Source organism: Streptacidiphilus sp. BW17, assembly GCF_041262485.1.
In the GTDB taxonomy this organism is placed as follows: domain Bacteria; phylum Actinomycetota; class Actinomycetes; order Streptomycetales; family Streptomycetaceae; genus Streptacidiphilus.
On the sequence record NZ_JBGCCR010000006.1, the window covers coordinates 1 to 12,036 of the forward strand.

The 12,036-nt window shown below is 71.0% G+C and carries 10 protein-coding genes; 8 read left to right on the plus strand and 2 right to left on the minus strand.

From position 1 onward, the window contains the following. Positions 1-184: 184 nt before the first annotated feature. Positions 185-418, minus strand: a complete 234-nt coding sequence (locus ABH940_RS09315; RefSeq protein ID WP_370068350.1) for a hypothetical protein — start codon at positions 416-418, stop codon at positions 185-187. Positions 419-861: 443 nt separating this feature from the next. Here ABH940_RS09315 and ABH940_RS09320 point away from each other — a divergent pair, with 443 nt between their 5' ends. The 8 genes from ABH940_RS09320 to ABH940_RS09355 all read left to right on the plus strand — a co-directional run bounded on the left by ABH940_RS09320 (position 862) and on the right by ABH940_RS09355 (position 10,896). Next, positions 862-2,967, plus strand: a complete 2,106-nt coding sequence (locus ABH940_RS09320; RefSeq protein WP_370105033.1) for a type IIA DNA topoisomerase subunit B — start codon at positions 862-864, stop codon at positions 2,965-2,967. A 170-nt stretch (positions 2,968-3,137) separates the two neighbouring features. Further along, a complete protein-coding gene (locus tag ABH940_RS09325; protein ID WP_370068354.1) occupies positions 3,138-3,629 on the plus strand; it encodes a DUF1453 domain-containing protein in 492 nt (163 codons plus the stop codon). A 161-nt stretch (positions 3,630-3,790) separates the two neighbouring features. After that, a complete protein-coding gene (locus ABH940_RS09330) occupies positions 3,791-5,002 on the plus strand; it encodes a sensor histidine kinase (RefSeq protein WP_370068356.1) in 1,212 nt (403 codons plus the stop codon). Between the two features lie 60 nt (positions 5,003-5,062). Continuing rightward, positions 5,063-5,845 (plus strand): response regulator, encoded by a 783-nt coding sequence (locus ABH940_RS09335; RefSeq protein ID WP_370105034.1) that lies wholly within the window; start codon positions 5,063-5,065, stop codon positions 5,843-5,845. 51 nt (positions 5,846-5,896) lie between these two features. Further along, on the plus strand, positions 5,897-6,556 hold the full coding sequence (locus tag ABH940_RS09340) for a DUF485 domain-containing protein (protein ID WP_370068360.1): 660 nt from the start codon (positions 5,897-5,899) through the stop codon (positions 6,554-6,556). A gap of 61 nt (positions 6,557-6,617) precedes the next feature. Continuing rightward, on the plus strand, positions 6,618-8,177 hold the full coding sequence (locus ABH940_RS09345) for a cation acetate symporter (protein WP_370105035.1): 1,560 nt from the start codon (positions 6,618-6,620) through the stop codon (positions 8,175-8,177). Positions 8,178-8,416: 239 nt separating this feature from the next. After that, complete coding sequence (locus tag ABH940_RS09350; protein WP_370068364.1) at positions 8,417-10,096, plus strand: ATP-binding protein; 1,680 nt, start codon at positions 8,417-8,419, stop codon at positions 10,094-10,096. Continuing rightward, positions 10,093-10,896, plus strand: a complete 804-nt coding sequence (locus ABH940_RS09355; protein ID WP_370068366.1) for a response regulator — start codon at positions 10,093-10,095, stop codon at positions 10,894-10,896. Before ABH940_RS09350 ends, ABH940_RS09355 begins: the two co-directional genes overlap by 4 nt. Positions 10,897-11,091: 195 nt before the next feature. Here the strand turns inward: ABH940_RS09355 and ABH940_RS09360 are convergent, their stop codons facing one another. Further along, positions 11,092-12,021, minus strand: coding sequence for a sucrase ferredoxin (locus ABH940_RS09360; RefSeq protein WP_370068368.1), 930 nt, complete (start codon positions 12,019-12,021; stop codon positions 11,092-11,094). Positions 12,022-12,036 lie beyond the last annotated feature (15 nt).

The window sequence follows — 12,036 nt, forward strand, 5'->3', positions numbered from 1 at the left end:
CGGCGCGCGTTCCCAACCCGCCCCCGGGGTCGTCGGTGGGGGTGGGGGGGGTCGGGCCCGCCCGGGGGGGGGGGGGGGGGCGGGGGGGGGGGGGGCCCCCCCCCGGGGGGGGGGGGGCGGGGGCCCCCCCCCCCACTGTTTCGGACAGCTCTGTTCAGCTCGTCGTCAGGTGACCGGGATCACCTCAGTGCTCGTCGGCTCCTGCAGTCGCCGGGGTGGACGTGAGGCGACCGCTCTCGTCCTGTATCTCAGCGGCGATCTTCTTCAGCTCCGGCTCGAACTTACGGCCGTGGTGAGCGCAGAAGAGCAGCTCGCCGCCGGATGCCAGCACGACCCGGAGGTACGCCTGGGCGCCGCAGCGGTCGCAGCGGTCGGCAGCGGTCAGCGGGGTCACGGGGGTGAGAACGTTAGTAGTCACGTCGCCTCTTCTCTAGCTCGACGAGCTGTCTTACCAGGGTCAACATCCAACCAGTCTGGATTCGTTCCCGCTCGGTCTTTCTTTTTCGCGAGCGGTGGTTCCGGGGCTTGGCGGGTGGAGACGGCGGTCGTCGGTGGTGATGCTGTCTCGTGTTGCGTTGTTGTAGTGGAGGACGTGCCCGGAGCGCGAACGGTTCATGCCTGCCGCCGTCAGTGACCTTTGCTTCACTCGAACGTGTTATCGAACGCTCGTGCGAGGTGCGCGTAGCATAAGCCACGACGAGTGGGACGCAATAGCCCCAGCCCACGCACCGGTAGCCTGCACTCCGGCAGCATTGTTGCCATGGTGCCTTGGCACACCCGGTGGAAGCCAGGGAATGTGTCTTTGTTCGCAGCCAGCAGAAGTCGAAAAAAGAAGACGCAGAGTAGAGGAGCACCACGCGCGTGACCGCCGAACCCACCTTGCCCGCCAGCGCTCAGAAGGACGGGTCCAACTACACCGCGCGGCACCTCCTCGTTCTCGAGGGCCTGGAGGCGGTCCGGAAGCGCCCCGGCATGTACATCGGGTCGACCGACAGCCGGGGCCTGATGCACTGCCTGTGGGAGATCATCGACAACTCGGTCGACGAGGCGCTGGCCGGTGTCTGTGACCGGATCGAGGTGCTGCTGCACGCCGACGGTTCGGTCGAGGTCCGTGACAATGGTCGAGGCATCCCGGTCGACATCGAGCCCAAGACGGGGCTGTCCGGCGTCGAGGTCGTGATGACCAAGCTGCATGCCGGCGGCAAGTTCGGCGGCGGCTCGTACGCCGCCTCCGGTGGTCTGCACGGCGTCGGCGCCTCCGTGGTGAACGCGCTGTCGGCGCGCCTGGACGTCGAGGTGGACCGCGGTGGCCACACCCATGCGATCAGCTTCCGGCGGGGCACCCCGGGCGAGTTCAAGGGCGACGGCCCCGACGTCGACTTCACCCCGGCCAACGGTCTGACCAAGGCCAAGAAGGTGCCGCGCGGTCGCACCGGCACGCGGATCCGCTACTGGGCGGACCGGCAGATCTTCCTCAAGGACGCCAAGCTCTCGCTGGAGAACCTGTACAGCCGGGCGCGGCAGACGGCCTTCCTGGTGCCCGGGCTGACCATCGTGGTCCGGGACGACCGGGCGGTCGACGGTGCGCCGGTCGACGAGCAGGTGTTCCACTTCGAGGGCGGCATCACGGAGTTCTGCGAGTTCCTGGCTCCGGACAAGCCGGTCTGTGACACGCTGCGGCTGAGTGGTCACGGTACGTTCAAGGAGACCGTGCCGGTCCTGGACGACCTGGGCCACATGACCCCGACGGAGGTCGTGCGCGAGCTCGGCGTCGAGATCGCGCTGCGCTGGGGCACGGGTTACGACACCACCATGCGCTCGTTCGTGAACATCATCGCCACCCCCAAGGGCGGCACCCACGTGGCCGGGTTCGAGCGGTCGATCACCAAGACGTTCAACGAGGCGCTCCGGGCCGCCAAGCTGCTGCGTGTCGCCGAGGACGACGTCGTCAAGGACGACGTCCTCGAGGGCCTGACCACCGTGGTCACCGTGCGGCTGGCGGAGCCGCAGTTCGAGGGGCAGACCAAGGAGGTGCTCGGCACCTCTGCCGCGCAGCGGATCGTCGCCGCCGTGGTGGCCAAGGAGCTGAAGGAGTTCCTGACCTCCACCAAGCGGGACGCCAAGGCCCAGGCCCGCACGGTGATGGAGAAGGTCGTTGCCGCAGCGCGGACGCGTGTGGCGGCGCGTCAGCACAAGGACGCGCAGCGCCGGAAGACGGCGCTGGAGACCTCGTCGCTGCCCGCCAAGCTGGCGGACTGCCGCAGCGACGACGTGGACCGCAGCGAGCTGTTCATCGTCGAGGGGGACTCGGCGCTCGGCACCGCGAAGGTCGCCCGGAACTCGGAGTTCCAGGCGCTGCTGCCGATCCGCGGCAAGATCCTGAACGTGCAGAAGGCGTCCGTCTCCGACATGCTCAAGAACGCCGAGTGTGCGGCGATCATCCAGGTCATAGGGGCCGGCTCGGGCCGCACCTTCGACATCGACCAGGCGCGCTACGGCAAGGTCATCATGATGGCCGACGCCGACGTCGACGGCTCGCACATCCGCACGCTGCTGCTCACCCTGATGCACCGTTACATGCGGCCGATGGTCGAGGCCGGGCGGGTGTTCGCGGCGGTGCCGCCGCTGCACCGGCTCGAACTGATCAACCCGCGCAAGGGCCAGGAGAAGTACGTCTACACGTACTCCGACAACGAGCTGCGGAACACCTCGCTGGAGCTGCAGCGCAAGGGTCAGCGCTGGAAGGAGCCGATCCAGCGCTACAAGGGTCTGGGCGAGATGGACGCCGACCAGCTGGCCGAGACGACCATGGACCCGCGCCACCGCATCCTGCGCCGGATCAACCTCGGCGACCTGGACGCGGCGGAGAAGACCTTCGACCTGCTCATGGGCAACGACGTCGCGCCCCGCAAGGAGTTCATCGTCGACTCCGCCGCGCTGCTGGACCGCTCCCGCATCGACGTCTGAGCAGGAGCGGGTGGGGACGCGATCCCACGTCCACCCGGGGGTGGAGAGGCGGCCGACGCCGCTTCTCCACCCCCGTCTCCATCCCTGCGCCGAGGTCCGACGGGCCGGTGATCCGTAGTTTCGGAGGTGTCAGCGGGACCCACCCGCAGCCGCCGGACAGGAGACGTGAGATGCCCGCCCTTGCGAACGTTGTCGTGATCATCGCGGTGGTCGGCTTCGTGCTGTTCCGCCAGTTCCAGCCCCGGCTGGTGAACAGCAACCCGCGCAAGCTGCTGATCATCCCGGCCGTCCTGGCCTACATGGCCCTGCGGGACCCGCACCTGCTCGACCCCCACCACCGGGCGCTGTCGGCGGGCTTCCTGATCGTCGGCGTGGTGCTGGAGATCGGTATGGGCGCCGCCTGGGGCTTCACCACCCGGATCTGGCGCGACGCCGACGGGTCGATCTGGGCCAAGGGCACCAAGGCCAGCTTCTTCGCCTGGATCGGCATGGTGGTCGTCCGGATCGCCCTCTTCGCCGGGGCCGCCGCGTTCGGCGTCTCGCAGGGACAGGCCGGGATCCTGCTGTCGCTGGCTGCGCTGCTGCTGGTCCGTGGCATGGTGGTGACCTGGCGGTCCCGGGAGTTCGGCGCGGCGTACGGTAGCCCCGTCGCGGCGCTGTGACCGCCCCGGTCGCGGCACGGGCCTGGGGATCCCGGTGGGCGTCCGCAGTCCGGACGTCCAAGGCCCGGCCCCTCGACGCCCGGACCGCCGACGGCCGGACCGTCGAGGCCCGGACTCCCCGAGCCCGGACCGCCGACGCCACGGAGAACAGGACACCTGACGTGGAAAGCTGGACCGACTGGCCCTCACGGGAGGCGATCTCCCGCGAGGGCCTCGCCACGGGTCGCCGCACAGTGGGGGTCGGCGCGCGCCTCCTGGGTTTCGGGTTCGCGCTCTGGTTCACCTTCCGGAACCCGGTCGAGCCGATGACGGCCGCCAGGGTCGTCACCATCGTCCTGGTGATACTGGCCGGTGGCCTGGGCTTCTGGGGCGCGGTCCAGTTCGCCAAGCGCAGGAACGCGGCGGGGACGCTGATCTGTCTCGCCGTCACCTTGGCACAGGCGATCGTCCTCTCCGTCGACGGGGCGCCCGTTCTGGGGCTGGTGACGATGTGCATCATCGCGATCCGGTCGGTGCAGCAGCTGCCGTTGATCTTCGCCGCGCCGATCGTGATCCTGGGCGGGTCGATCTTCGTCGTGGTCGCCCCTCTCGGGTACTCGAGCTGGGGCAACCTGATCACCGTCTTCGGCCTCGGCGTGCTCGGTTACGTCACCCGGCAGGACTGGGAGGCCCGGGCGCAGACCCAGCGCACGCTCGCCCAGGAGCGCGCGCTGCGCACCGTCGAGGCGGAGTCGGCGGCACTGGCCGAACGGAGCAGGATCGCCCGCGAGATCCACGACGTGCTGGCACACAGTCTCTCAGCCCAGCTGGTGCACCTGGAGGCGGCACGGCTGATGCTGGACAGCGGCGCGGAGCGCGACCAGGTGCGTGAACGGATCGTCGCCGCACGGCGGATGGCCCAGGACGGCCTGCTGGAGACCCGGGCCTCGCTCTCCGCGCTGCGCGGTGAGTTCACCCCCGTGGGCGAGTTCCTGGCCAAGCTGACCAAGGAGGAGTCCGCCCAGCTGGAGGTGGTCGGCACGCCGCGACCGCTCACCGCCGAGGCCGGCGTCGCCGTGCGGCGCACCGCGCAGGAGGCGCTGACCAACGTGCGGAAGCACGCGCCCGGTTCACGCTGCTCGGTCCGGTTGTCGTACCTGGAGGATATGGTCGAACTCGAGGTGGTGAACCTGCGCCGTCCGGGGCGCGGGGAGTTCGCGGCCGGTGGGACGGTCGACGGGGTGATGAGCTCCGAGCTTGCGTCGGAGCTGGCGGGGTCCGGCAGCGGGCTGGGGCTGCTGGGCATGCGCGAACGCGCGGAACTGCTGGGCGGGGAGCTGGAGGCAGGGCCTGTTCCGGGCGGGTTCCGGGTCCTGCTGCGGGTTCCGTGCTGACCGCTGCCTTCAGCGGCTGTTCACGCGATTCGTTCACACGGTCCGTTTACGATGGGGCAGATGGAGAGTCAGCCGGTCAGGGTCGTGGTCGCGGACGACCAACAGGTCGTGCGCGAGGGCATCGTCATGCTGCTGGGGTTGCTGCCCGGGATCGACGTCGTGGCAGCGGCGGCCGACGGCGAGGAGGCGGTCGCCCTGGTGGCGGAGCACACCCCCGAGGTCGTGCTGATGGACCTGCGGATGCCGCGGATGGACGGGGTCGAGGCCACCCGCCGGATCCGGGCCGAGCACCCGCAGACCGCGGTGATCGTGCTGACCACGTACGCGGACGACGACTCGCTCTTCCCGGCTCTCCAGGCGGGTGCGCGGGGCTATCTGACGAAGGACGCGGGCAGCGAGGAGATCGCCCGCGCGATCAAGGACGTCCGCTCGGGGGCGGCGGGTCTCTCGCCGCAGATCCAGGCGCGGCTGCTGGAGCGGCTCTCCACACCGGACGACGCTGCGACTGCCGCCCCCATGGGCCCGCCGACGACGGGTTCGCCGACGACGGGTTCGTCGACGACGGGCCCGGCGTCCGCTCCTGACGCAGCGTCAACACAGCCGCAGACTCAGCGCGGCACCCAACCGGCCTCGCTCCCCGACGGGCTGACGGCGCGTGAGGCGGAGGTCCTGGGACTGATCGCGGCCGGGCTCTCCAACGCCGAGATCGCGGCCCGACTGTTCGTCAGCATGGCGACGGTGAAGACCCATATCAACAACCTCTTCGCCAAGACCGGCGTGCGCGACCGGGCCCAGGCGGTGGGTTACGCATACGAACACGGGCTTCATCACCTGATGGGGTGAACGTCCGTACACCGGACCACGCAACCGCGTTCGGCTGCCCATTCTTGTGGCGTGAGTCCTCAAGAACTGGCCGAACGTGAGTCGGCCGCACAAGCCGATCGCGCCGATCCGGCTGCCTCCACTGATGACGCCGAGCGCGTCCCGCCTGACCTCGCGCAGGAGCCCGCCCCTCCCGAGGAGCCCGTCCCTCCCGAGGAGCCGCCGGACGAGTCCGAGCCGGAGCACCGCGGGGGAGGTTTCGACTGGTGGGCGGCGACGCCCGAGGCCCGGGGGAAGCAGCAGGCGCGGCAGGCGCACGACGCCCGCGCCGAACGTGCTGCCTGGGCCGAACCCGTCGAACCCGTCGAGCCCGTCGCCCTCGCCGAGCCTGCCGAGGGGGACGTTCCGGGCCGGGCCGAGGCCGCCGCCGTCTACCGCGCGGCCCACGACAGCGCCGAGTTCCGGGCGATCCGCACCCGGTACCGCCGCTTCGTCTTCCCCGCGACGCTCGCGTTCCTGCTCTGGTACCTGCTCTACGTCGTGCTGGCCGTCACCGCACCGCAGCTGATGGCGCGTCCGATCGCCGGGCCGCTCAACACCGCCTGGTTGCTGGGCCTGCTCCAGTTCGTCAGCACCTTCCTGCTCACCTGGCTCTACGCCCGGCACGCCCGCAACCACCGTGATCGTGCCGCGCTCGGCCTCCGCTGGGAGACCCAGGACCGACTCCGGTGACGCCGCCCACCGGGTCTACCGCCCCCACGGCGTGCGCGCGTCCTCCGAAGGGGGATTGACCATGGCCGCAAGCCTCTTCGTGCTCGTCGTCCTGGTGACGTTGGGCATCACCCTCTGGGCCGGTCGCCGCAGCCGCGCCGCGGAGGACTTCTACGCCGGGGGACGGGAGTTCAGCCCTCTGCAGAACGGTTTCGCCATCAGCGGTGACTACATGTCGGCGGCCTCCTTCCTCGGCGTGACCGGCCTGATCGCGCTCTACGGCTACGACGGCCTGCTCTACACGATCGGGTTCCTGGTCGGCTGGCTCCTGGTGCTGATGCTGGTGGCCGAGCTGGTCCGGAACTGCGGCCGGTACACGCTGGCGGACGTGCTCTCGCTGCGGATGCGGCAGCGGCCGGTCCGGGCGGCGGCGGGGATCTCGTCGATCGTGGTCTCGCTCTTCTACCTGCTCGGACAGATGGTCGGGGCGGGCAGCCTGGTCGCGCTGCTGCTGCACCTGCACTCCGCGGCGTCCCGGGACTGGTCGATCGTCGGGATCGGGGTCCTGATGGTGGTCTACGTGACCGTCGGCGGGATGAAGGCCACCACCTGGATCCAGATCGTCAAGTGTGTGCTGCTGCTTGGCGGAACGCTTCTGCTGACGGTGCTGGTGCTGGTCCGCTTCCACGGCGACCTCGGTACGCTGATGCGCTCCGCCGCGCACGACAGCGGCCAGGGCAGCGCGTACCTCCTGCCGGGGCTGCACTTCGGGCACAGCCTCACCGACCAGCTCGACTTCATCAGTCTCGGCCTGGCCCTGGTCCTGGGCACGGGCGGGCTGCCGCACATCCTGGCCCGGTTCTACACGGTCCCGACGGCACGCGCCGCCAGGCGCTCGGCGATCTGGGCGATCGGCCTGGTCGGCAGCTTCTACCTGATGACCATCGTGCTCGGCCTCGGCGCTGCCGCGGTGATCGGTGGTCCCGCGCTGCGCGCCGCGAACGCCGCCGGGAACACGGCGGTGCCGCAGCTGGCCGGCGCCATGGGAGGAACGGTTCTCCTCGCGCTGACCTCGGCCGTCGCCTTCGCGACGATCCTCGCGGTGGTCGCCGGGCTGACCCTGGCGTCCTCGACGTCCTTCGCCCATGACCTGTGGGCGCGCGCCTTCCGTCACCCCGGGGAGCCACAGCCGAGCGAGCACCAGGAGGTCGTCGTCGCCCGGATCGCCGCCGTCGTGATCGGCGCGCTCGCCATCGTCCTCAGCCTGTACGCACAGAAGCTGAACGTGGCGGTGCTGGTCGGCATCGCCTTCGCGGTCGCCGCCTCGGCCAACCTGCCGGCGCTGATCTTCAACCTCTTCTGGCACCGGTTCACCACGCGCGGCGCGACCTGGGCGATCTACGGCGGGCTGATCCCGTGCCTGGCGCTGGTGGTCATCTCGCCGGTGGTCTCGGGTAACGCGGCGGCGATCTTCCCCACCGCGCACTTCGACTGGTTCCCGCTGCAGAACCCCGGCCTGGTCTCGGTGCCGTGCGGCTTCCTCTTCGGCTGGCTCGGCACGGTCACCTCGCGGAGGCATGCCGACCCCGACGCCTACGCCGAGCTGGAGGTGCGCGCGCTCACCGGCGCGGGAGCGGCGTAGCGGGGGTGGCCCGGGTGAGAAAACACAGGACCCCCGGGCGCGACGGGGGAGGCGCGCCCGGGGGCTGATTACCAGCGTAGTCCTCGGGCGGGGCGTGGGAGGGTTCTTCGCCATTTCCCGCATTTCTTGGCGTTCTGCTCATTCTGCGCAGCGAGACAGGGGTAGGCAAAGCCGTCCTCACCAGGCACAATCGCCGGGACGCGGGCGTGGCAACGGGGCTTTCGCCCCTGGATCACCCGGTGGAGGCCGACTTGTTCTCACGACGCAGGCTCTCCACCCGCATCCTGGTGGGCTCGTTGCTGATCCTGGCCGTGACCAGCGTGATCGGTTTCGTGCTGCTGGGCTTCGCGCAGCGTGACGAGATCGACTCACTGAGCGAGCATCGGGCCGCGTCGATCGCCGACATCGCAGCCACGGATCCGCAGATCGTGGCGGCGATGACCGCGGGCGACCCGCACGGGGGACCGGGCGGTGTGGTCCAGCAGGTCGCCCAGCGGATCGCGCTCGCCTCCGGCGCCAGCTTCGTCGTCGTGATCGACAGCAGGGGCGTGCGCCACTCGCACCCGTTCCCGTCGCTGATCGGGCAGCGGGTCACCGAGCCCATCGTCGCTCTGGACGGGCAGACCCACTTCCGGATCGACCCCGGTTCCACCGGCCGGTCCGCCAACGCGCGCGTGCCCCTCAAGGACAGCACCGGCCGCCACATCATCGGCGAGGTCTCCGTCGGCATCGCCGACAACCAGGTCGTCAAGCAGCTGATCGGTGAGCTCTCGATCTTCGCCCTCTACATCGGTGCCGCGCTGGGCGTCGGCGTGCTGGCCTCCTACGTCCTGGCCTGGCGACTCAAGCGCAGCACCTTCGGGCTGGAGCTGGAGGAGATCGCCGGGCTGCTCCAGGACCGGGAGGCGATGCTGCACGGCATCCGCGAGGGCGTGCTCGCCTTCGACCCGAGCGGGCGGGTCAGCGTCGTCAACGACGAGGCCCGACGGCTGCTGGGCCTCGGCACCGCCCTGGGTTCGCGGCTGGAGGACCTGCTGCCCGACGGCAGACTGCGCCGGGCGCTGGCCGGGGACCTCGGGCCGGACGAGATCCACGTCCTCACCGACAGCCACTGCCTGGCCGTCAATCGGATGCCGGTGGTGCTGCACGGCCGCGCGCTCGGCGCGGTGGTGACGGTCCGGGACCGCACGGAGCTAGTCGGCATGCTGCGCGAGCTCGACTCGGTCCGCGGCCTGACCGACGCGCTCCGCGCCCAGCAGCACGAGTTCGCCAACCGGATGCACACCCTCGCCGGGCTGCTGGAGCTCGGCGAGCAGCAGGAGGCGCTCGACTACGCCGTCGAGCTGGCCTCGGCCGACCGCTCCCGGGCCGAGGAGGTGCGCGAGCGGATCGGCAACTCGCTGATGGTCGGCCTGCTCGTGGCCAAGTGCACGGTCGCCGCCGAACGCGGCGTCGAGATCGTCCTCGACCCGGCCTCCAAGCTGGGCGCCGAGCCCGGCCATCTGCGCCGACTGCTGACGGTCGTCGGCAACCTGCTCGACAACGCGGTCGACGCGACGGCTGCCAGCCACCCGGCAGAGGTCCGGCTGCTGATCGCGGAGACGGAGAAGGCGATCAAGGTCCGGGTCGCCGACTCCGGTCCCGGTGTGCCGGAGGAGGCCGTGGCGCACATCTTCGAGGACGGCTTCTCGACCCGCCCCGACCGGGGCACCGCCCGACGCGGCCTCGGCCTGGCGATGGTGCATCGCCTGGTCACCCGGCATGGTGGGACGATCGACGTGAGCCACGGTCCGGGCGCGGTCTTCACCGTCGTGCTGCCGTTGCCCGACAACGACCCGGCCCCACTCGGGGCCGTCTTCACCGCGGCACCGCCGGTGCTCGCGTTCGACCCGCTCGACGGAGGAGGGAAGCGCTGGTGATCAGAACCCTCGTCGTTGACGACGACTTCCGGGTGAGCGGCATCCACGCCGCATATGTCGCCAAGGTGCCGGGCTTCGAGGTGGTCGGCCAGGTCGCCACGGTCGCGGCGGCGCTGGACGCGGTCCGCGGCCTGCGCCCGGACCTGCTGCTGCTCGACGTCTACCTGCCGGACGGCACCGGTCTCGACGTGCTGCGCCGCCTGGCGGCGACGGCGGCTCCTGCTGCGGCGGCGGGTGTCGCGGGCGTGGCGGGCGTCGGGGGCGCCGCGGGCATGGCGCGCACGGGGGACCTCGGGGACCTCGGGGCGGAGGGGGCTGAGGCGGACGCGGGGTACGGGCGTCCGGACGCGATCATGATCACGGCGGCTCGCGACGTCAGCTCGGTGCGTGAGGCAATGCAGCTCGGCGCGGTCGGCTACCTGGTCAAGCCGTTCGGCTTCGCCGCGCTCGAGCAGCGGCTGGGGGCGTATGCCGAGCTGCGGCAGCGGATGGCCGCGCTGGGCGACGCCGGTGAGACGGACCAGGCGGACGTGGACGCCCTCTTCAGCGTCGGCCGTTCGGCACCGCTCCCTTCGGTCCCGGCCAAGGGCCATTCCGCGCCGACCCTCGCGCTGGTCCGCGACGCGATGCGGACCGCGCGCCGCGACCTTTCCGCGGCGGAGGTCGCGGAGCTGACCGGGGTGTCCCGGGCGACGGCGCAGCGGTACCTGTCGTACCTGGTCAAGGAGGGCCAGGCCCGCCTGGAGCTGCGCTACGGCACGACGGGCCGCCCGGAACACCGCTACCGCGCGACGGCGTGAGGCTGTTCCACGAGGGAGTCGGTTGCACTACCTGGGGGGCGCGGGGCTCTGCTGATGCGCGGCTCCGCCGCCTGGGCGCGCCGAGCCACCCACGCAGGTAGAGCACCGAGCGTCCAGGGCCATTCGCGCACGATGGTTGTTCGCGCGCGCAGTTGATCAAGCAGAGCCTCGCGCCCCTGAAGGTGCAACTACCGGTCAGCGCACAGGTGTGAGGTTGACCACGTCGTAGCGGTCGGGGTTCGTCGGGGCCTTCAGGCAGCTCTCCGGCCGGGCCGGCTCGGAGGCCACGCGGTGGACGAGAGCGTCCCAGGCGCGGCCGTCGGTGTGGCTGACGCGGACGGTCCAGGCGTCCAGGTCTGCGTCCTTCGTCGTGCCGTCGGAGACCGGCTGCTGAACGACCGTCAGCGCGTCCGCGTCCTCCACGCCGTAGTTCTGACGAACAGTCAGCTCCGCTGCCTGGCCCGGGCGTTCCCAGAAGGAACGGCCGCGGCACCACTCCGCGACGACCGAGCCGGAGCGGGTCGCCTCCAGCACCTCCTTGGCGGTGTGAGTGGAGAGGCGGCCGTAGGTGTAGCCGTAGGGCAGCACCAGCATGGTGGGGGAGAAGCGGTGGCCGCCCAGGTGGGTGACCTCCCAGACCTGCGCGTGGCCGGAGGCGGCCAGCTCCGCCGCGAGCGGGCGGCCGAGGAGGGCGCAGCAGCGGTCACGGCGGCCGTTGGTGCAGACGAGAGCGAGCGGGTCGCCCTCGTACGCGGTGCCGAAACCGCCGTGCTCGCCCGCGCCCACCGCGGCGAAGTCGAGCGCGCGCAGCACGTGCGGGTCGTCCAGGTTCGCCTCGCGGACCCAGGAGCCACCGGGGGCGGTGTGGGCGAGGAAAACCGTGTGGGCCTTGGACGGCGGGCAGTCCGCGTGGCGTCCCGGGCGGCGGATCAGGGCGATCTCGACGCCGGTGCCCTTCGTCAACTGCAGCAGCTCGTGGCCGAGCTCCGGGTGGAAGTGGCTCTCGGTGAGCGCGCGGGGTCCCCACGGGCCCGACTGCTCGATCAGCAGCCAGGTGGTGGCCCGGGGCGCGGTGCCGGCGAGGGGCTCAGTCAGCTCCCTGGACGCGGTCGTACACATGCTCACGGAGGCAAGGGTAGC

What these genes read in the sequence shown, in the direction of transcription:
- ABH940_RS09325 (WP_370068354.1), top strand. Translation starts at nt 3,138, where the DNA reads ATGCCCGCCCTTGCGAACGTTGTCGTGATCATCGCGGTGGTCGGCTTC.
- ABH940_RS09335 (WP_370105034.1), top strand. Translation starts at nt 5,063, where the DNA reads ATGGAGAGTCAGCCGGTCAGGGTCGTGGTCGCGGACGACCAACAGGTC.
- ABH940_RS09345 (WP_370105035.1), top strand. Translation starts at nt 6,618, where the DNA reads ATGGCCGCAAGCCTCTTCGTGCTCGTCGTCCTGGTGACGTTGGGCATC.